Annotated in this window: 14 protein-coding genes; 5 read left to right on the top strand and 9 right to left on the bottom strand. The window is 44.6% G+C overall.

The window, feature by feature from the left end:
- The 3 genes from JGK07_RS12750 (at window position 1) to JGK07_RS12740 (ending at window position 4216) form a co-directional block, all read left to right on the top strand.
- Window positions 1-1698 (top strand): hypothetical protein, encoded by a 1698-nt coding sequence (locus tag JGK07_RS12750; RefSeq protein ID WP_293196643.1) that lies wholly within the window; start codon window positions 1-3, stop codon window positions 1696-1698.
- A 101-nt stretch (window positions 1699-1799) separates the two neighbouring features.
- Complete coding sequence (arsM, locus tag JGK07_RS12745; protein WP_293224568.1) at window positions 1800-2768, top strand: arsenosugar biosynthesis arsenite methyltransferase ArsM; 969 nt, start codon at window positions 1800-1802, stop codon at window positions 2766-2768.
- A gap of 290 nt (window positions 2769-3058) precedes the next feature.
- Window positions 3059-4216: a DNA cytosine methyltransferase gene (locus JGK07_RS12740; RefSeq protein ID WP_293176801.1), complete on the top strand. Its 1158-nt coding sequence runs from the start codon at window positions 3059-3061 to the stop codon at window positions 4214-4216.
- Here the strand turns inward: JGK07_RS12740 and JGK07_RS12735 are convergent.
- On the bottom strand, window positions 4179-4928 hold the full coding sequence (locus tag JGK07_RS12735; protein WP_293176803.1) for a hypothetical protein: 750 nt from the start codon (window positions 4926-4928) through the stop codon (window positions 4179-4181). The two genes, JGK07_RS12740 and JGK07_RS12735, sit on opposite strands and share 38 nt — an antisense overlap.
- Window positions 4906-5157, bottom strand: coding sequence for a helix-turn-helix transcriptional regulator (locus JGK07_RS12730; RefSeq protein ID WP_293176859.1), 252 nt, complete (start codon window positions 5155-5157; stop codon window positions 4906-4908). The genes JGK07_RS12735 and JGK07_RS12730 overlap by 23 nt, the downstream gene beginning before the upstream one ends.
- A 212-nt stretch (window positions 5158-5369) precedes the next feature.
- Here JGK07_RS12730 and JGK07_RS12725 point away from each other — a divergent pair, with 212 nt between their 5' ends.
- A complete protein-coding gene (locus JGK07_RS12725) occupies window positions 5370-7010 on the top strand; it encodes a thioredoxin-like domain-containing protein (protein ID WP_293224570.1) in 1641 nt (546 codons plus the stop codon).
- A 176-nt stretch (window positions 7011-7186) separates the two neighbouring features.
- On the opposite strand, the gene JGK07_RS12720 is transcribed toward JGK07_RS12725, so the two are convergent.
- From JGK07_RS12720 to JGK07_RS12690, 7 genes are all read right to left on the bottom strand, one after another.
- Window positions 7187-7852 (bottom strand): polysaccharide deacetylase family protein, encoded by a 666-nt coding sequence (locus JGK07_RS12720; RefSeq protein WP_293176807.1) that lies wholly within the window; start codon window positions 7850-7852, stop codon window positions 7187-7189.
- 449 nt (window positions 7853-8301) lie between these two features.
- Window positions 8302-14046, bottom strand: coding sequence for an AAA family ATPase (locus tag JGK07_RS12715; protein WP_293190070.1), 5745 nt, complete (start codon window positions 14044-14046; stop codon window positions 8302-8304).
- Between the two features lie 242 nt (window positions 14047-14288).
- A complete protein-coding gene (locus JGK07_RS12710; RefSeq protein WP_293176811.1) occupies window positions 14289-14579 on the bottom strand; it encodes a hypothetical protein in 291 nt (96 codons plus the stop codon).
- 170 nt (window positions 14580-14749) lie between these two features.
- Window positions 14750-16168: a tetratricopeptide repeat protein gene (locus JGK07_RS12705; RefSeq protein WP_293176813.1), complete on the bottom strand. Its 1419-nt coding sequence runs from the start codon at window positions 16166-16168 to the stop codon at window positions 14750-14752.
- Window positions 16169-16329: 161 nt separating this feature from the next.
- Window positions 16330-17229, bottom strand: a complete 900-nt coding sequence (locus JGK07_RS12700) for a tetratricopeptide repeat protein (RefSeq protein ID WP_293176815.1) — start codon at window positions 17227-17229, stop codon at window positions 16330-16332.
- A 370-nt stretch (window positions 17230-17599) separates the two neighbouring features.
- Window positions 17600-18382, bottom strand: coding sequence for an SAM-dependent methyltransferase (locus JGK07_RS12695; protein ID WP_293176817.1), 783 nt, complete (start codon window positions 18380-18382; stop codon window positions 17600-17602).
- Window positions 18379-19758 carry an AAA-like domain-containing protein gene (locus tag JGK07_RS12690; protein ID WP_293190068.1) on the bottom strand — a complete coding sequence of 460 codons (1380 nt, stop codon included), beginning with the start codon at window positions 19756-19758 and terminating at the stop codon, window positions 18379-18381. Before JGK07_RS12690 ends, JGK07_RS12695 begins: the two co-directional genes overlap by 4 nt.
- A gap of 534 nt (window positions 19759-20292) precedes the next feature.
- Here JGK07_RS12690 and JGK07_RS12685 point away from each other — a divergent pair.
- The gene (locus tag JGK07_RS12685; protein WP_293218866.1) at window positions 20293-21438 is read left to right on the top strand and encodes a sigma-70 family RNA polymerase sigma factor; all 1146 of its coding nucleotides are present in this window, start codon (window positions 20293-20295) and stop codon (window positions 21436-21438) included.
- Window positions 21439-21537 lie beyond the last annotated feature (99 nt).

Here is a 21537-nt window from a genome sequence, read left to right as displayed (position 1 = left end):
GTGATTGGCATCAATTGGCAGAGAACGGTTGCAGGCAGGCTGCTGGCATTGTTTGCAGCAGCAGTATTGATTTTGGGTGTAGCAAGTTGTGGCGCGGGCCATCCCTCCATGCCCAAATCAGGAAACAAGAGCGGCTCAGCTACCGCCGAGGTAAACAGAATCTCAGAGGTTTCTCCCCCAGAAGCCATTCAACAACTGCGTCAGGCTCTAGAAATTTACCAGCCTCAAATAAGTATTTTGAATCCAAAACCTGACGAAGTGCTTCAGGATATAAATGTGTCTGTTAAGTTCCAAGTCAAGGACTTCCCCATTTTCAAAGAAGCAAACTTGGGTTTGGGGCCCCACCTGCAAGTTTTATTAGACAACCAACCTTATGCAGCAGTTTACGACATCAACCAAACTTTAACGCTCTCCAACTTAGAACCCGGAACCCATACCCTGCGGGTGTTCGCAGCTCGACCTTGGGAAGAAAGCTTTAAAAACGAAGGTGCTTTGGCCCAAACCACCTTTCACATTTTTACCAAAACACAGGACAACAATCCCGATCGCACATTGCCCCTACTAACGTACAACAGCCCGCAAGGCAGCTACGGGGCAGAACCAATCCTGCTCGATTTTTACTTGACAAATGCGCCTTTGCACCAAGTGGCTCAAGCAAATTCCCAAGATGACATACTCGATTGGAAAATTCGAGCCACAGTGAACGGGGAAAGTTTCGCGATCGACCAGTTGCAACCTATATATCTTAAAGGATTCAAACCCGGGAAAAACTGGGTGCAGCTAGAATTAATCGACGAACAGGGAAATACCGTCAAAAACGCCTTTAATAATACAGTCAGACTGATAGATTACCAACCCCAGGGGCAAGATACTTTTTCTAAATTAGTGCGGGGCGAGATCACAGTAGCAGAAACTCGCGGTATAGTCGATCGCAGCTACCAAGTACCAACCCCAACCCCGACACCCGAACCGACACCCGAACCGACACCCGAACCAACACCCGAACCGACACCGACACCTGCATTAGAAAAAACACCAGTAGCCGAACCCTCACCAGCGGTTCCAGAAACCCCAGCTACCGAGCCGAGCTTAGAGCCAAAAGTTGCTCCCGTTCAAACAATAGAACCGACACCAACAGCAACCCCCCAACTCGAAGCACCAAAACTTGTAGAACCAGTTCAAGTCATAGAACCGACACCGACACCGACAGCAACCCCACAGCTAGAAACCCCCAAAGTTGTGGAACCAGTTCAAGTCATAGAACCCAAACCCATAGCAACTCCACAGTTAGAAACCCCCAAAGTTGTTGTACCCGTTAAAATAATAGAGCCGAAACCAACACCATCTCCCCAAACACAGAAACAGGAATACAAAGGATACTACAATCGGTTTCGCAACTTTTTGAATCAAGTTACCGAACCTGCCAATCCTTCAGTACCCCCAACCCTGCCAGAAATAACAGACAAAGCTCCTGTACCTAAAGTAGTCGCTCCTGCGATACCAGAAGCATCTCCCAATCTGGTAGCACCAGCGCCCTCGGTTGCCGCTCCCAAAAGCACCGAATTAGCAGTTCCCGAAACAACAGTTTCAGAACCAGAAAACACACCAAAATCAGAACAAAAAGCAGTTCCCGAAACAACAGTTTCAGAACCAGAAAACACACCAAAATCAGAACAAAAAGTCGAATTTGAAACCTAAAAAATATTTCTGAATTCATCTGCGTACCCTTCGGGAAGGCTTCGCCTACATCAGCCTAAATTCGCCTACATCTGCGGTCAAAAAACACAGGAAAATTGAAAATGACCTATCTCGAAACAGCAGCCAAATTTTATAGCGACGTTGCCGAAACTCCCCAAATTGGACTGTGCTGCGTCCAAAGCAGTCCCTTGCAACTCCCAGGATTAAAAATTCCCGAACAAATGCAAGAAATGAACTACGGCTGCGGCACCACCGTTCACGCCGCCGAACTTGTCGGAAATCCAGTCGTGCTTTATGTCGGCGTCGGCGGCGGATTGGAAGCACTGCAATTTGCTTATTTTTCTAGGCACAATGGATCGGTTATTGCCGTCGATCCGGTTGCAGCAATGCGAGAAGCGGCTGCACGCAACTTGCAAATTGCCGCCCACGAAAATGATTGGTTTGACGAGAGTTTTGTGGAAATTATAGAAGGCGATGCTTTTGCGTTGCCGGTACCGGATGCTTCTGTTGATGTTGTCGCACAAAATTGCTTGTTTAATATCTTTGAACCTGCGGATTTAGCTAAGGCATTAAAGGAGACCTATCGGGTGTTGAAGCCAGGGGGCAGGTTGTTGATGAGCGATCCGATCGCAACTCGCGCAATTCCGCAGCATTTGAAAGACGATCAGCGCTTGCGGGCTTTGTGTTTGTCGGGTGCTCTGACATACGCAGAATACGTTCAACACCTTGTAGACGTGGGCTTTGGGCAAGTGGAAGTCCGGGCGCGCCGTCCTTACAGGCTGCTGGACAAACACAATTACAAATTGGATGCGGATCTGTTGTTAGAAAGCCTCGATACAGTGTCCTTTAAAGTGGACATTCCCCCGGATGGCGCTTGCATTTTCACGGGCAAGACGGCGATTTATGCGGGGTCTGAAGAGCTGTTTGATGACGGAGCAGGTCACGTTTTGCAGCGAGGAGTTCCGGCGGCGGTGTGCGATAAAACTGCTGGGAAGTTGGGGGGATTGATGCCGGATCAGGTGTTGATTACTGATTCGACTTGGCATTATAACGGCGGCGGTTGCTGTTAAATTTATTTCGGAATGGGGAGGTAGCGTTCACCGCAGAGATATAGCGGTTATCAAAAAAGTGAGGTATGCCCACGGAGGCCACGGAGGCCACGGAACCCACGGAGGCCTATCCCCATGAGTACCTCATCTTTTTGAGAAAGGCTATAGCTGCCTCTTTCAAATCTTTATGGTGTATGGGTTATTTGGGAAAATAATTGCAGGGAAAAGCAAGCATAAAATTTAGGAGAAGCAAGAGACGCCAATTGCTGAAGTTGGTTGACAAGCAAGTCCTAATACTATAGTATTCGAGTATGACATATAAGACTATTGACTTATTTTCTGGTGCGGGTGGCTTGACTACAGGATTTCACCTAGCTGGTTTTGAATCTTTATGTGCGATCGAGGTGGATGCTAAAGCCCTAGCGACCTATAAGCACAATTACCCAAACACCAAAATTGTTCATCAGGATATACGCGAGGTCAATCCTTTGGATTTGCGATTATGTTTGGGTTTGCAGAGGGAGGAACTAACAGTGTTGATAGGTGGCCCCCCATGCCAAGGATTTTCAAGAAATATTCCTGCTGACTATCGATATCTTAGCGACTCTCGCAATCAGTTATATCGGACATTTTTAGAATTCGTACAAGAATTTAGACCCATTTACGTTGTTATGGAGAACGTACCTGAAATCTTGAAAGCTTACGGTGGTGTAGTTAAGAATGAAATTATACAACAACTTGAATTGCAAGGTTATAAAGTAACTTATGGATCGCTAAACTCCGCGCATTATGGAGTACCGCAGACCAGATCAAGGGCTTTTTTCGTGGCTAGTTTAGATAAACCACTTCAATTTCCTGAACCTACACACGCTGGCGAGATTAGAAGCGATTACAGAGCTACGAAATCTTGTTACCAACTGAGTCTCCTAAAATCAAACATTTCTTCAGTCGTCACAGTTAGAGATGCGATTGGAGATTTGCCGTCATTGAATGCAGGAGAGGAATATAATGCTGAAGTTTATCCTTTGCCACCCCAAACTGCGTACCAAGCAATGATACGTAATGGAAGTACGAAACTTTTCAATCACGTTGCTCGTGCTTTGAGTCCCATTCAAATGTCAAGAGCGCGTCTTCTTAGTGAAGGGCAAGATGCTAGAGACTTGCCACCTGAATTAGCCCCTAAAAAGCACTATAGCGGTGCATATGGAAGGCTTTACTGGGATAAACCAGCAAGAACTATCACAAGGTGGGTTTTCCATCCAGGATCTGGCAGGTTTTTTCATCCAACCCAAAATCGGACAATTACAATCCGTGAAGCTGCAAGATTGCATTCTTACCCAGATAACTTTCACTTTTTGGGAACGTACACTGATATGGCTTCTCAAATCGGAGAATCAGTACCCCCACTTCTAGGCAAAGTAATAGCTGCATCTATTCTCGAAGTTCACCGTCAAAAGACTGTGTACTGAGTTGATCTTGCAAAGCTGAGAGCACAGTCTGCACATATCGATCAAGTGTAAGACGAGTTCGCTCAACCCTGATGTGAACGGCTTCTGAAGAAATGGTTCTAGCTCTGAAAAGTTGCTTTTGATTCTTGTACCAAACCAACTCTGGCTTACCTCCAATACTGCCTTGTAGCCCTGCTCCTGATTTTCCAGTAACTCTATCAACTGTCCAAGCCCAAGAAAAAGCATTTGGGTCAAGTGGATTAAGAGGGAATTCACAGTAAATATATTCATATCCTCTAATGGTTTTCAGCAATATGCCTTCATAGCTATTGATAATGCTCTGTGCTGCTTGACTCGATCTAATTTTCTCGTTCCAATGCTGAACAATAGCTGCTCCTAGTTCAGCAGGTGAGGATTGTTCAGTCAAACCAGGAAAACCAAGTTGGGTAGCCTTTTTGATAACATCTGCTCTCTGAATGACAAACCAAAATGTATTGACAACCGTAAGACTATTCAGTTGAAGAGACTTGAGTGACCAACCAGTTGCAGTCGTGGTGTCAACAGCATCATAGAGGAGTTTGCTACGTCCTAATGCTGGATCTGATAAAGGAATATCCTTGACATAATGAAAAATTGCTTCCCAAGTATAATCCTCTATCGAGCCGATAACTGGAGATGCAATGGTAGTAATAATGGCTTGCCTCAATCTTTCAATTTCGTTTTCTGTCAGCACTCAAGAGTTCCTCTACGGCTCGTAAAAATTCACCCATTGTTATGTCCAGAGCATTTGTAATGTGACTAAGAACCCTCACAGATGGACTTTTCAGCCCTCGCTCAAGCTGGCTGATATAGGTTCTGTGCAGACCTGTGACTTCTGCCAGATATTCCTGTGACCAACGTTTCTCTATGCGACGACGTTGTATTTCTAGTCCTAAAGTTTGGTCTAGTTGGCTAGGTTGCATAGAGAAAGATAGTAAGGTTTTGAATACCAAAGTTCTACAGACTAAAGTATTCAATGCTGCAATATGAACACTGAACTCTCCCCCCTCCTATGCCACAGCCATCTTGCCTATGCCGAAAAGCCCAGATTTAACCAGCTTTTCCCCATCCTCCCAAACTTCTCGCTAAATTAAAGAAGTGTAAAACTTACTCAGCCCGCACCAAGGAGATATCCATGCCTCGCGTCAGAGCACCAGAATTCCCCGTAAAGTACCCCTGGTTGAACACCGAAAAACCTTTATCCATTGCATCCTTAAAAGGGCGCGTCGTCATCCTCGACTTCTGGACTTACTGCTGCATCAACTGCTTGCACGTCCTCCCAGACTTAAAATACCTGGAACAAAAATATAAGGATTCCCTGACGATAATCGGGGTTCACTCGGCTAAATTTGAAAACGAAAAAGATGTAGAAAACATCCGCCAAGCTATCCTCCGCTACGATATCGAACATCCCGTAATCGTAGACAGCGGTATGAAAGTTTGGCAAAGCTACGCGGTTCGCGCTTGGCCGACTTTAATGGTGATCGATCCAGAAAGTTATGTCGTCGGCTTTGTTTCGGGCGAAGGCAATAGAGAAGCACTAGATCAGTTAGTTGGCAAGTTAATTGCTGAATACAAAGATAAAAATGCGATCGCCTTTCAAGAACTTCGCTTCAGTTTAGAAAAACAGCGCAAACCTGTATCAACTCCCCTGGCTTTTCCTGGTAAAGTGCTGGGATTTGCGATCGCGCCAACGGAGGCAAAACAGCTTCACCAACATGAGGCGCTGTTGGGCGAAATGACTGAGGACAGTCAATCTGTAGATGAAACTGTACTGCCCGGGCCTGCTAATTCAGTTATCCAAAACTTGGTCGGTTCTTGCTTGTTTATTGCCGATTCGGGACACAATCGAATTGTTGTCAGCAGTACCGAGGGTGAGATACTGCACGTCATTGGTACTGGGAAACCGGGTTTGACTGATGGCAACTTTGAAGAAGCTGAGTTTTTTGCACCTCAAGGTATGGCTTTTGATGCAGAAACTCAAATTCTCTATGTTGCTGACACGGAAAATCACGCTATCAGAACGATCGACTTTACGACTCAAAGGGTGCAAACTGTTGCTGGTACTGGCGAACAAAGTCACGAAATTGCTCCCCGCAGCGGCAAGGCTTTAGAGACGCCATTGAATTCGCCTTGGGATTTAGAAAGAGTTGGCGATCGACTTTTTATCGCCATGGCGGGTTCGCACCAAATTTGGGAGATGCAGTTAGATACTGGTACGATCGCCACTTACGCAGGTATTGGTCGAGAATCCTGTGTTGACGGTAGTCTGGCGGAATCTGCTTTTTCTCAGCCCAGCGGCCTGTCTACGGATCGATCGGAGTTGTTTGTCGCTGACAGCGAAATTAGTTCGATCCGCGCCGTCGGTATCGATGAAGACCCGAAGGTACGCACTGTCTGCGGTAGCGGTGAATTGTTTGGTTTTGGGGATAAAGATGGTCGCGGTGAGGAGGTGAGGTTGCAGCACTGTTTGGGTGTTGAATACGCTCAAAATTACCTCTGGGTTGCTGATACTTACAATCACAAAATTAAGCGAATCGACCACCGGGGCGGTACTTGCATGACGATGATTGGAGATGGTAAAGCTGGTTTGGTAGATGCTAAAGGTCTCAAAGCTCGATTTTTTGAACCTTCAGGCTTGAGCGCTATCGGGTCTCATTTGTTTGTTGCTGATACGAACAATCACGTGATTCGGCGAATTGAGTTGGATACTTTGGAGGTCACAACTTTGGATTTTCACAGTTTGTGTGCGCCGGATGTTTGTCTCCCTGATTGATCCGAAATGTTGATAATAGACCTCTTGCAAAAAAAATCACGGAGTTACAATTAAAGGTTTTGAGTTTTAGACCTGAGAGCTAACTCATAATTGTAAAGTGCTGATCTAACCTGCAATCTGCTCCACTTAAGCCAAACCCTTCATTATAGCATAAAATTATTTTGCAAGAGGTCTAATTATTTCAACAACTCAGAAACAGTTTTAAATTGATAACCTTTTGACTGCAAAGACTTGACAATTATCTCAGTTGCTAATACGGTTTTCGAGCGATCGCCTCCGCCGTCGTGCATCACCACAATCGAACCCGATCGCACATTGTTAATCACCTGATTTGCGATATCCTCTACCGTGTGAGTTTTCTCATAATCTTGAGAATCCACATCCCACATAATCAGTTTTTTGTGCATTTGGGCAAGTAAATAAGATAAAACTACAAATCTCCGTCCCCAAGGTGGCCGAAAACTAATACTATTTTGCTTAACGCCCAATTCCTGCAAAAGTTTGTCCGTTTTTTCAATCTCAGACAGCAAATATTCCCGGGGTTTAAACATCATATCCTTATGAGAGTAGGAATGGTTTGCCAACTCATCGCCCCTCGCCACAATCATTTTGACGATTTCGGGATGTTTCTCTATATTGCGGCCGATTTCATAAAAAGTTGCTTTAACTCGATAGCGGTCTAAGATATCTAAAAGTTGATTTGTATAGGGAGGATAGGGGCCGTCGTCGTAGGTAAGCGCCACCACTTTCTCTTGAGTATCGGCGCGGTTGATGCCAAAATAATTGTGGAATTTAGTAACGTTAATCAGTAGCGATGCTGCAAAAAATAACGCTATTGTCAAAAGCAGAAACTTTTGTAAATTTTTACCTATTCGCATAACTGCACGCACTCGATTGAGAAGAAAAGTGAATGGATCGGGACTTACGCATCAAAACCTTCATAAACCGGGTTTTTGCCGTTGTTGCCGGCTGTAACGCCTCTTCGGGTGAAAAAACAGGTTTCCGAGCGGCCGTGCGTAAGTCATATTGATGTCAGATTATAGCACGATCGAGGGCAGATTATTCTTAACATTATATAAAAAAGTATTATCTTCGCAGTGAGGATTGTCTGCTGATATTTTATAATTGTTCAAACAGAGATTGCAGGTAGATTTGAGATTTTTTGCTTAATTCTCCTGAATTTTCTGCCCTAGATCTACCGGGTGCAGCGACCTGTGCAAGGCAAATACGTGTGTAGGGGCGAAGCATGACCGCAGAAAATATGGGATTATAACTAATAACTTATATGCGGTCATGCTTCGCCCTCTTCAAAAACCAGATGCACCCGATCTATCCCTTCTACCCAACGTTCGTCAAATACCAATTCATAAATACGGTTATTCACTTGGAGATAACCCTCTCGCTTGACTACTAAACCCGACATCAGCAATTCCGTTTCTACTGGACTATCAACAGCCACAACCTGTCTTTGATGTAAAATTTTTCGGTAAAGTTTTAGCAGTTCAACAGCACGCTGTTTATCTTGCAATAGACGATCGCGAATTGTCTTCAAATGCTCTGGTTGATCTTGCGATTCCCAATTTTCTATGATGTGCGATCGCACCAACTCCTCCACATAAGTTGCTTCATTGTTAGTGGGAATAGGAGAGTCAGAAGTGCAAATCAGTTTGCAGACTTTTTGGGTGAGAAAAGGCTGTCCGGCTGTCCAGGCGATTACTTCTGTAAGTAGCGTTTGCGGATTTGTCACTCGTTTCGTTAATCCTTGCAGTAAGGGTTGAGCTTCATGCGCTTGAAAACCTTTGAGTTGAATTGCTTGACCCACATTAAAGGGAGTAGATTTTCTATCTTGAATTAATTGAGAAGGAGTAGCCACGCCTAACAAGACAAAATTCAGACGCTGATAGTCAGAACTATCAGCACGTTTGTTATAGAAAGTTCGGATGAGGCTAAAAAATACACTGTTGTCAAACTGAAGATCGAGGACGCTATCTATCTCATCTATGAAAATAATAATTCTTTCAGAAATATTGGCTAACAATACTTCATTGATAAATTCTGACAAACGTTGGACGGGCGATAATAATTCGCGTTCGCGCCACCAAGTACGGATATTGACTTTATTTAACAGATGCAAACCACTAACTAAAAGGTAGGCAAAGCCTGCGTACCACTGATCTAAAGTGCTCTGAGGACTGCTAATTACAGAAATATCGATCGCGGTACAAGCAAAGCCTTCTGCTTGCAGCTTTTTCATAATTTGTACTCGCAAGCTGGATTTGCCCATTTGTCGGACATTCAGGATGTAACAAAGCTGGCCCAACTTTAAAGCTTTGTATAGGTGTCTGTCGGCCGATCGCACTACATATGTAGGTGCATCCATTGGCAAACTGCCGCCAACTTGGTAATCGAAATTAGGCGGTTCTTCCGCACTCCTCAGCAGCGCATTTTCTATTACTAATTCGGCTTGAGTTGCTTTGAGAATTTCTAGGGTGTGCGACAATTCTTGGGTGCGTTCTTCTACTTTTTTCTCCAAAGTTTGGTTGTAATCTTCTAATTGTTCGTAAAGATTTGCATTTTCAATGGAGATGGCGGCTTGAGAAGCAATGATTTTTAAAGTTTCGACTCGTTGGGGGGTAAATGCGCCGATCGCCAGATTATTTTCTAAGTATAAAATGGCAGTTAGTTTGCCTCGATCGAGCAGGGGAATGCAGAGGATTGATTTGGGTTTAGTGGCGGTTATGTAAGTATCGCGGGTAAATTGTCCTTCGGCGGCAGCATTATTTAATACTACATTTTCGCGGCTGCGAGCGACGTAGTTAACTATGGCGGTTGATAGCAGGGGAATTCCGGTTGCGGGTTCGACGGCATCTACCGGAATGGATTGCAGAATTGTGCGATCGCCCTCTACTGCTGCTGCTGCTTCTATAACCCAATTCCCGCCTCGATCCAGGATGAGAAAACCTGTTTGGGCACCTGCATTTGCGATCGCAGTTTGCATCACCTGGTTTAACAATTGTTTGAGGACGATTTCGCCGGAGATAGCTTGGGATGCTTTCAATATGGCGGCAAAATCCAGCACTTCGCCCGATTTGTTACCTGTTGTAACCCGATCTTGCTGATTGTCTCGGGCATCTGTTCGAGTTGAATCGATCGACTGGAGTGCTAAAAACTGCGGGTATCGCGCTTCCAAATCTTTTACCTTAGCCATAGCCCCCCAGCGCTGATAGGCGTAGTGGGCATCTTGCAAGTAGTGACGGGCAATATGATTTTGATTTCTGGCTAAATAAAACCTGCCAGCCAATTCGTAGGCGAGGGCTTCTTCGTTGAGATATTCGTTTTCGCGGGCTAGGATGATGGCTTTGTCGTAATATTCTCTGGCATCTTTATCGTTGCCTAATACGCGCGCGAGTTCCGCTTCGACTAGATAAAATTTGTGCAGGTAATTCATGGGGGCCTGCTTTGCCCATGTGTCCATTTTTTCTTGTTTGGCAGCAACCTTTGTCAGGATTTCTTCTCTTTCCGTCTCTGAGGAATTAGGATAAAGCGCCAGTCGCGCTAACATATCATACAAACAGACAGCAGGGAGAATAAACGAGGAACCTGCATTAGCTGAGTATTCTTCAAAGCTGTCTGCATTCTCAACAGCTTGCTGAAATTCCTCGAAAATATAACAGAGGATAACTTTATGTGAATAAGCGTGCATGAGTGCAGTTCGATCGCCACCTGATAGATGAAATGGTATCATCTTTTCTTCATCGTATACTTCACCAATCAAACGGCACGGATTGTCTGCTTGTCCCATCAAGTTCAGGATTGCCTGCATATAGATTTGAGTCCAATGAAGGTACGCTTCCTGCTGAGTTTGATAAGTAACTTCAAGAACTTTCGCCATCTCTTTCTTGGCATCGCTCAACTCTGCACCGCTGAGGTACAAAGAATAGGCATAGAGACTTCTAGCACTAGCAGCATATTCAAGATCTCCAGTTTCTATCCCACTGTGATAAGCTTCCATGCAAAAAGAAGATGTATCTCTGAGAGGTTCACGCCAATGCCTGATATAGCCCTGATACACCACAGAAATTCTTGCTTTAAATATTCTATCTTTGAATCGTTCTAGTAACTGCAAAGCAAGTTGACCGAACTGATAGCCAGCGTCAAACTCTCCCGAGCAGCAGAGGAGCATTCCGTAACCTACATATGGAAAAGCAGAGCCAGCAGAATTACCGTGCTGAATCGATAAATTCACCTGCCGACACCAATTTAGCAAGCTCAGTTGATTGATTGCTATGAACGCAGGACCAAATAAATAGTTCATAATCCGCATAGCTGCTACTTTATACGGAGCGGTCATTTGCGGTAAGTCGATTAGTTCCTGGATTTGCCTGCCTGCTAAGTCAGATTTTATCTGCTCCATCTCTCGTGTCAGATCGGATTGGTTCGGTTGTTTCGGTAATTCTACTCCAAGTAATTTCAGAACCTCTAGCCCAATGTCGATCGCCTCTAAAAATTTAATTTGGGCGCAATAAGCTTGCATCTTGACTTCATAGACTTTTACTTTGTCTAACAGGGTTTTGGCTTTTTGCAAAACTACCTCAGCTAAGCGCTCCATTTCATCGTAGTTGGCAATTGTATAAGCTACTTCTGCTGTTTCCAAATACAAATCTAAGGTAAGGTTGTACTGCTGCGACCAACTCTTTTTATTTAACAAAATTAAGCCTGTCTGAAGGTAATTGAAAGCTGCTTGGCTGGCCGTTGAAGATTTGGCTTTTTTACCTGCCTGTAAATTAAATCTAGCTAACTGGTATCGCTCTGTTTGTCGAGCTATTAGGGCGCGGCCTTTGTTCAACTGATTGACAATCTCAAATAGCTTCTGTGCCAATGCTTCAGATGGTGAATTTTGGAGTAACAACCTGCCCGCACGCAGGTGTACTGACTGTCTGTCTGCTTCGGAAATGAGAGAGTAAACTGCTTGTTGAATGCGATCGTGGGCAAATTTGTATTCTGCAACTAACCCCTCGGACAAACCTGCTACCTCAAATTCCGCCAACTGATAGGCACGGCTGAGGGGCAGGATGAGGTCTGATTGCAGTGCCGATCGTAAATCTGTTGCTGTTGCTTGGAGAGATTTTTCATAGATAATTGCCAGCGTTTGCAAATCAAACTGATTCCCCACGCAAGCTGCTAATTTTAATACTGCTTGAGTGGCTGTCGGGAGTTTTTGGACATTTTTTACAGTCAGATCTAAAACGTTATCTGTCAGGGATTGCGCTTTGATTTGTTTTAAGTCCCACTGCCATTTCTGAGCTTGGTAGTTAAAATGCAACCATGCTTCAGAATGCAGGAATTTTAAGAATTCATTGATAAAAAACGGATTGCCACCAGTTTTTTGCAGGAGCAATTTGGCAAGCGGTTTAGCATTTTTTGAGTCTGCAAACAGCGTATCGATTAAAAGTTGCGTAATATCGGTCAAGGATAAAGGTGCCAGCAATATTTTATTAACTGTTGTTACTTTGGCTTTGGCAATTTTTTCCAAAATTTGAGTGAGTGGATGCGCCTCAGTTACTTCATTATCGCGATATGCGCCCATGAGAAATAGATATTTATTTTCTGCTAGTGTCATCAGCAGTTGAATTAATTCCAGCGATGCTAGATCTGCCCACTGCAAGTCATCTAAGAAAATTACTAGCGGATGTTCGGGCTGAGTGAATATATTAATAAATTTTTGAAAAACCAGATTAAAGCGCTTCCTCTGTTCTGCTGGTGGCAATTCTGGTAGGGGTGGTTGCGAACCAATAATGAGTTCTACTTCAGGAATAACTTCCACGATTGCCCCGCCAATTTCCCCTAATGACCCTTGTAACTTCTCCCGCCACTGGCTAATTTGCGCGTCACTTTCTGTGAGTAACTGCCGTACTAATGAACGAAATGCTTGAATTAAGGATGCGTAGGGAGTATCTCGTTGAAACTGGTCAAACTTACCAGCAATAAAATAGCCGTGTTGGCGAGTCAGCGGCTTATAGATTTCCTGGATTAATACTGTTTTTCCAATCCCGGAATATCCCGAAACCAGCATCATTTCCCTGGCTCCTTCGCTGACTCGATCGAAGGCGGCTAATAGGGCAGAAATTTCCCGCTCTCGCCCGTACAGTTTTTGCGAAATTTGAAATCGATCCGAAATATTGTGCCGCTCGATCGGGAAAGGGTCGATTTGCTCTTTAGTCTGCCACTGCCTGAGACATTCTTGTAAATCTGCCTCGATATTATATGCTGACAAGTAGCGTTCCTCAGCATTTTTTGCCATTAATTTCAACACGATGGTCGAAATAATTGGTGGAACTTCTGGTTGGAGTTCGTGTGGTGGGAGAGGTTGTTTGGCAATATGACAGTGCACTAATTCCAAAACATCATTTGTAGGGAAGGGTAACTGTCCCGTTAGTAATTCATAAAAGGTTATCCCCAGCGAGTAAAAATCAGTGCGGTAATCGATCGATCGATTCATGCGACCTGTTTGTTCTGGCGAGATATAAGCCAGCGTTCCTTCTAACACGTTCGGGTTGCGAAAGGTTGGATTTTCTCGCGACAGGGTTGTTGAAATTCCAAAATCAATTAGCTTCAGCTTGCCTGTTTCCCGCTCGAAAATAATATTTGAAGGGTTAATATCCTTGTGAACGATATGCTGCTGGTGAACCTGACCGAGAATGCCAACAATCTCAATTGCCAGGTGGAGAAATTCAGCAATTGTAAATTGCTGCTTAGCTATCGTCCTATTCAGGGATTCGCCGCCGAAATCTTCTAACGCAATTACCCACTGATTGTCTAGGTGTTGCAAGCTGTAAACATCGATTACTCCCGGTAAGTTAATGTTTTGGGTTACTTCATACTCTCGCTTGAACCCGGCAATTTGTTCCGGTGAAGGATAGGCTTGTTTGAGCATTTTGAGGATAACAGGCCGATTGTCTGCTTGCCGGTATCCCCGATAGACTAGCGAGTTACTGCTCTCGTGCAGTTTTTCAGTAATTTGGTAAACATTCTGCATAAGTTAGGTGTTTGTATGTTTTTATGATAAAAAAACCGCAACAAGTGCGGTTTGAGTTTGTGAAATATCAATCCACTTTTCCAATTGTAGAAAATTACAGCACTTTTCATGTAAGTGATGCACGCAGAGAACGCAGGTAGGGACACGGCACTGCCGTGTCCTTGCGAGGATTGTTCGATAGACGGGCCTACATCATCAACCTGCAATCTGCTGTATGAGCGATTTGACCTCAAGATCGCATTTTAGTTCAAGTCCGAGTTAGAGTCGGGTTCGGGGTCTTGCGATGGAGAAGGAGGAAAGGGATCTGGATCTGGCAAGGGATCTGGTCCGGGATCGAAAGCAGTAATGGCAAGCGGAACTCGTTCCCCTGCAAAGAGTGCGGTGATTTTAGCGTTTTCACCGCTCATTATTGCGGTTTTTTCTGCTTCAGGTAAACCCACCCCGTCCGTGAAGGAACTGGGGTTATCCATGAAAGCACTTTGTTTCTTGGTGTCAAGCGCTAAATCAGTTAATAAATCCAATAGGTTACTCATGGGATGTTCTCCTAATCTTAGATAGTGAAAAACGAAACTTAAATTGTAGGTTGGGTTGAGGAACGAAACCCAACATTTTTCGTGAATTTGTTGGTTTTGCTACGCTTAACCCAACATACAAACTAGATCCCCCTAAATCCCCCTGATTGTTGGGGGACTTTGAGTTACTTCTAGTCCCCCCATTTGGGCAGGGCGGTTTCCTTAAGGTTGAATCCTATGCCATCGTTCAACTCTTTAACTATGCTTTTTCTGTCTGCATCTGAGAACACTGGAGTTTGGTAAAGCCTTTCTATAAAGACGTAAGGAGCGATAGTCAATGCCAGCTCTCGATAAGGCCTTGCCGTACCGATATTACTGTCTTTTCCGAGAATGTGGCTTAATTCACTAAGTAAGAACAGAACGTAGGTACACATCTGGATCTGTGCAACGTTTTTCCACAGCCATAATTGCGAATTTTCTCTCACACCTGATTTCTGGTTGTTTATCACATCTTCCAAAATCAGCTTTTTTAATTTATGTCCCTCCTCGGCTTGGTTATATATCGATTGCAACTTCTCGATTGTAACTGACGGTTCCGGAACGTTCATTTGATTCCGCAACACCTTTTTACAGATTTGCCAAAAATCCTCCTCTAGATCTTCAAAAAATCGATCCAATTTTCTTTGAAGTTTTTCAATCTCATCTGGTGTTAATGCCTGCCCATCCTGTTTTTCCTGCTTTTGTTTTGTGTCAACTATGGTGAGAATTAGCTTAGCTATTAAATCACCAGGACGCAGAATCAAAGCTTGTTGGAGAAAAGCAATCGCCCTCAGGTAACATTTTTGTTTCTCATGTGGGTCTTCTGTTTGCTTGGTCAAATAAAAAAACAGAAATGCGTGTTCGTAAAGATTTACCCTGCTGCTTTCTAAGAAGGGAACGGGAAAAGAAGAGTTTTGCAGAATCTCAAAATTCGGAGCTACTACAGTCTCAACTTCCAAATCGCAGAATGAATCTTTGTATTCTTGAGCCAACCTGTAAACGGTCGATCGCATCCCCCACGCCCAAGCATATGTAGGCATAAGTTCGAGCGCTCTGTTAAGGTATTGTAGGGCCGTGTCTTTGTTTTGTTGTATGACATCCAGTCCTGACAATTTTCCTTGACTTAATGCCGGAGTTACCAACTCATTAAGTAATTGAATGATACCGCTCGTTATATTCAGCCGATAAGTTGCTCCCAAGTGAGCTAATGCCCACTCGTAGGTGCTATCTGCTGGTTCTTTACCATCAAGCGCTTTTTGAAAATGTTCGATCGCCGAGTCAATGTATTTCTTTCGCCTGTTCTCTGCAAGTGCCCAGAGACGATAGGTTTCACCTAGCTGTGCGTGAGCCCAGAAATAATTCTTGCTCTTGCCGATCGCCTTCTTTAAGCACTCTTCTGCTTTCCCATAATCCATCAACTGGCAGTAAGTTGCTCCTAGATGAGCATTAACCCAAGCATCGTTTGGAGCTTTTTCTAGGAGTTGTTTAAAAATCTCGATCGCCTCGTCATAAGCCCCTGACAACCGAAAAGTTTCTCCTCTTTGAGCATTCGCCCGAGCTCGTTCGTTCATCTGCATAAAATCCTCCTGAAATGTTACTTACTGAACTAAATAAGGGGTTATTCGTGGGAGAGGGCGGGTTTATTTAACCTGTTCGCTACGTTTAAATTCCTTGGCGAACCAGCCCTTACAGGTTATCGACTTTGCTGCAAAATTTCGGTTTTTGCAAACACTTAACTTGCGAGCAATGCCAGAGTTTTCGGGTGATCCCGCCACTCCAACCAAGCCGGATCGTGGCCGACTAACTCAATGGCTTCATCATTAATCGGAATAGCTTCCTGCAAATACTGCCATGCTGGTTCGCAGTTACCTTCCAAAATTTCTAAGCCACAGAGTCGGTACAGAATATCTCCCCGATCGCCAGTTTCCCATTGAGCAAGCAAAGCCGTTCGCGTTCGATCGATTTCGCTTTTTGCCGCCTCCAATCCCTGCCAGCGCGCCTTAGATATTGCGATACAGTACAAAGCTGTAGTATCGTCAGCAACCTCTAGCAACCTTTGTTCGCAACAGGCGATCGCCTCAGAATATTGGCCGTCATAGCAAAAGATTAATCCTTTCTCAATCAGCCAATTTTTCCCACCAAAAATGGTTTTGTCAAAGGCGACTGTTCGATCGAAATCAATCAGCGATTGCTTGTAGCACTTCATCAATTCATAGATGCGGCAGCGATAAGCCAGCGCCCAAACGTAATCCGATTGATGCTCGATCGCCCGATCCAGATCGGTCAGTGCCTTTGTGTAGTATGCTTCTCCCAGAAAGCGGTAAGTTACGCCTCGATGCGCGATCGCCCAATTATAATCTGGGTTCAGTTCGATGGCGCGGTTGAAATCTGCTAGAGCCTCCTCATAGCGTTTCATCAGATAATAAGTTTCACCTCGGTGCGCGATCGCCCAAGCACTGTCAGCCTGCAACTCGATCGATCGATTAAAATCCTCTAGCGCTGCTGCAAAATGTCCTGCCAGTCGGCGATTTTCACCGCGGTGAGCCCAAGCCTTAGCATCCTCAGGGTTTTGTTCGAGCGATGGGTTGATGTCATCTAAAGTTTCGCGATCGTTAGAGCGTGTGGGAGCCATATTTCTCTCCATTACATAAGTTTTTTGACATGGTTTTTTGTCTATATTTTCATAACAATAAGTTATGAAAATAACTTATCACATTTTTTTGATTCTCGCGCACAGTTAATAAAAATAAATTTTTTCCTGCCCGAGCGAGAGAGCGCACAAAAATGTATTCTTTGTTAGTTTATTGTTAGTTTATTGGCAAATTAAGCACTACCAACTTCATAAAATGTTGCTACAAATATGAGCGATCGAATAAACCTTCATCGATCAAACACATCTACTAACTGTAGCAATATTTTCTGATAGCTGAGAACTATCAACTATCAGGGCAGGCACGGGGGCCCCCCCTCCGCTTCGCTTCGCCCCTACCAAATGTCAACTGTCAACTGTCAACTGTCAACCCCAACCGTGCCATCATTTCACTGTTTACAGGTGCTGGCGCTTGAGGCGGAACGTAAAGTGTCGAAACTAAAGTAACGCGAATTCCTGCCAGTTTAGACAGAGGAATATGCTGGATAACTGGCTCGCAAACCGGATAATAAACTGCTGCTTCGTAAACAATTATTTCGTGTTCAGAACCATAGTATGTTTCTAACACTTCAGCTAACACCGTTAGGCCGCGCAGTTGGCTTTCTTCCCGATAAAAACCCAGATTGCCGATCGTCGCAATCTGCCACAAAATTAAAGCACTGGTTGGGTCAAATTTACGCTGCCGAATCAGAAAGTCAGTGGCTTCAAAACTTTGACATCCGTTGCGCCCTGGGTCAAGACCCAAGTCAGCAAACAAGCAATCTTCCGCTGAAATTCCCGGTAACATTTGCGCCCTAAAACCTTCACGACGCGCCTGTTTAATCGCTGCATGGGTGGGGTCAGCAAAAACGCCCGGATGACCGTAAAAAACAGCACACACATTCAATCCCTGACGAACTTCAGCCAAAATGCGATCGACCATCTCCCGATATGTCTCTCTGCGCCGCTGATTGTCGGTATTGTAAGGCAGGGCTTGGGCCGTGGCGTTGAGTGTATGCAGCCATTTTCCAGTAATCGGGTCAGCTACAGCGAACAAAACCTTGTCGGCTTGCTCGATCGACGCCTTTGCAGCTAAGGTCAGATGACCAACCAATTGAATCCCGGTACCAACAACAGTTAAAGAACCCGTTTTCAAACGCAACCTCCTCCAATGCTACTGAATCGATAGCCAAAATACTCCCAATACAACTGGCAACTCACCGCCGCCAGATTGCCTTGTAAATTTACCAACCCCATACCTTCCAACTTAGAGGCCTCCACTAAACCCAACTCTACAGGTATACTGCTTTTCACCACTCGCACAAAGGCTGCTAGCAATTCAGGCTCCTGTTGTAGGTTCCACAATTCTCGTTGTAAGCGATCGCTATAAATTCCCGCTGCAATACCAGAGGTTTGCAGCACTTGCTCGGGAGTCACATCTCCGAGCCCAATATGATAAAGAGCTAATCGTATTAAATAGGGATTTCCGTTTACCAAAGCCACCAGTTGTTTAGCATTTTCAGCAGACAAATCCAGTCCTTGCCGTTTGGCTAAATTCTGTACTTGCTCGCTATTGAATGGTGGCAGTCCGATCGGTAGCCCGACATTAAACGGCGATCTATTCGCACTCAGCGGAATATATATCTCAGCCGAGTGCACTACGACTAACCGCAGTTTTCGCCAAATTTCCCGATTCTTTGCTTCCTCGTGCCAACTTCGCAAAAGCCCGAAAAAGTCGCTCGCCAGGTGGGAATAGGGAAACAAGCGATCGATATCGTCTAAAGCTAAAACTATAGGCTTATCTGTTGCAGCCAGCAGATACTCCTCAAAATACATCTTGCAACTAAGCTGACTGCCAAAAAGTTCATCCCAATATTCCGCCATCTGATTTTCCAGTTGCAAACCCAAACCGACGTTGGCACAAAACCACCGCAAGAATTTATCTAAATCTAGGACGATTTCTCTATCTGCTAACTGAAAATTTATCGCAATCGTTTGATAGCCTTGCTCGGCAGCTTTCTCTAGAATCCTTGCCATGAGGGAGGTTTTCCCCATCCGCCTGGGAGCTTGGATGCGGATTAGCGCTCCCGGTTGCAAAATTGTCTTGTAACACTGAGATTCAATTGGCTGACGCTCCACATAAAAAGACGAATCCAGGGGAACTTGGCCTAATGGTAATTCCAACTCTATGTCTTTTTCTGGTTTGGGCGGGGTATGGGATGCTTTAACCCCGTCACTCTGAGGAAACACCCTGGCATAATCACTGGGCTCCAGAATCAGACTAAAAGCGCTGAAGCACCTTTTTAGCGTGTTGCGATCGACACCAGCTTCGCGAGTGTATATTTTCATCACAGTATTCACAGCTAACCGCGTGCGATCGCTTATTTGTTCCAAAGTATACCGATTCCCGCTATTTTGCTCGAATTCTGCCTTTGTTTTGGCTGCCTCTAATTTCTCTAATCCTTGTAGGGTAAGGATTACACCGCGTTGGCGCTTATCTTTTTCTTTGTGTTGAGCTTGTAACACTATCATGTGATGATGATTGATTTCCCAAGATTATAAAAATTTTATCAAGTTAAGCAACTTAGCAGTTAGATAGAAAAACTTACAAATGCGCCAAACCCTAGCTCCGGGGGAGTTTGGTTAATTGCCGATCGCAAATCTTAAGTTGCGATCTTAAATAGCTAAATTTGAGTGGTGCGATCGGTCTCGGCAGTGCAAAATGATACTGTCTGGCTAGCCAATATTATTGGTAAGCCTGAATTAAACTGCGATCGGGTAAAGCAGGTAAAACTGCTTCTACATCCGGCCTATGAAAATTTAGCGTGTAGTTTTACCGAATATTTAGGGTGCTTTACTAAACCCTGGTGTTAAGAAGCAGCTTTGATGGAAAGATCGCGGTGGTGACTACTAACCGCATCCTCAAAGAACACTTGAAGCTTACAACCAGAACAATCGTTACTCATCGCTCTGTCTTTCCTCAGTGGAAAGGCTCGGATTGTCCTTGGCAAAAACTGTCGGGCAGTTGAATTATTGCAAAACTTTTATTAACTTTAGGTATTAGAAATGACATTGGATTCTCAATCATTTACGCTTTCAAAGCAGCGCGATTGCTCGTTAGATCTAATCACAACTTTTTGGCAGCAATGGCAACAGTATCGAAACTCTCTTTACCGTTGCTGTATCAAGTGGATGGGTGGGAACTTTATTGATGCTGAAGATGCACTTAGTCGGGCGATGCTGAAAGCTTGGGAAAAGGTGCAAAAGTATGCAGCGGGCGAAATTGCTAATTTTAAGGCTTGGTTGACAAAACTGACTCATAACCTCTGCATAGATATTTATAGAGAACGCAGTCGGGGTGCGAATCGAGTTGAGGATATAGAAGCGATTCCACAGAAACAAGGACTGGTTTCCTTTGACGATACGCCCCTTTGGGCATTGGAGACTCACGAGCAAAAGATTGTGATTCGCCGTGCAATTGATAACTTACCGCTCAGGATGCGCGAGACGTTTATCCTGCACTTTTATGGGGAACTTTCTCATCAAGAGATTGCCCAACAGCAAGAGATTTCCTACCAGAATGTCTGCAAGCGCATCTCCCAGGCGCGCGCAATTCTGCGAGAGGTATTGAGGGGATATTTTATCGGAGAGGAGAGGGCGGATACGGATAAATCTGTTCCACCGACAGCAACGGAATCGGCAATTGGGGAAATGTCCCAAGGGAATGCAGCAGTTGAAGCGATCGCAGGTGAGACGGTAGTTTCAGTTGCAGTGCAGAAAGTGGAGACTGTGGTGAGTGAGGAATTAATTGAGGTAGTGCGATCGCAGCAGCAGTCGAAGTCGGATTCTGTTGTAGCGACTGCTGACGGGAGGCTATACCAAATCCGGGTTAAAAACCCCTTGATTTTTGAAGATGGGGAGAGGGCGAGATCGGGGAATGGGGAGAAATTAGCTCGCGAACTAAAAAAGAGGGTGAGTAACCCGGATTTAGTATTATACCAATTTAATTTTATCGGCAAACAGATAGTAGGAGCATTCCCCCCGTGGCTGAATTGTTTAGGAGGCATCAGGCGGGGCAAATTACTGGAGAATTTGTGCGATCGTCCCTCTCTCCTCCTGTGTAATGTATTTCATATTTTCACTCCCTTGTCAAGAGTCTCTCAGGAATCAAGATTAGGCTTCGTTTCTTTTGAGTCAAAATTCAGAAACTGATTAGTGTCATCGTCCTTAAGGTATAGAAATGGATACGCAATCAGAGCTTTGGATAGCGACTATGAACTGCGAAAAATTCAACAAATTGCACTGTTCTAT

Origin of the sequence: Microcoleus sp. PH2017_24_DOB_U_A (assembly GCF_020738205.1) — a bacterium.
GTDB lineage: Bacteria > Cyanobacteriota > Cyanobacteriia > Cyanobacteriales > Microcoleaceae > Microcoleus.
This window is presented reverse-complemented; position numbering and strand designations above follow the sequence as displayed.

Bases quoted from the DNA above. Each gene is read 5' to 3' on its own strand.
- arsM (WP_293224568.1), top strand. From the start codon at position 1,800: ATGACCTATCTCGAAACAGCAGCCAAATTTTATAGCGACGTTGCCGAA.
- JGK07_RS12740 (WP_293176801.1), top strand. From the start codon at position 3,059: ATGACATATAAGACTATTGACTTATTTTCTGGTGCGGGTGGCTTGACT.
- JGK07_RS12730 (WP_293176859.1), bottom strand. From the start codon at position 5,157: ATGCAACCTAGCCAACTAGACCAAACTTTAGGACTAGAAATACAACGT.
- JGK07_RS12725 (WP_293224570.1), top strand. From the start codon at position 5,370: ATGCCTCGCGTCAGAGCACCAGAATTCCCCGTAAAGTACCCCTGGTTG.
- JGK07_RS12715 (WP_293190070.1), bottom strand. From the start codon at position 14,046: ATGCAGAATGTTTACCAAATTACTGAAAAACTGCACGAGAGCAGTAAC.
- JGK07_RS12710 (WP_293176811.1), bottom strand. From the start codon at position 14,579: ATGAGTAACCTATTGGATTTATTAACTGATTTAGCGCTTGACACCAAG.
- JGK07_RS12705 (WP_293176813.1), bottom strand. From the start codon at position 16,168: ATGAACGAACGAGCTCGGGCGAATGCTCAAAGAGGAGAAACTTTTCGG.
- JGK07_RS12700 (WP_293176815.1), bottom strand. From the start codon at position 17,229: ATGGCTCCCACACGCTCTAACGATCGCGAAACTTTAGATGACATCAAC.
- JGK07_RS12690 (WP_293190068.1), bottom strand. From the start codon at position 19,758: ATGATAGTGTTACAAGCTCAACACAAAGAAAAAGATAAGCGCCAACGC.
- JGK07_RS12685 (WP_293218866.1), top strand. From the start codon at position 20,293: ATGACATTGGATTCTCAATCATTTACGCTTTCAAAGCAGCGCGATTGC.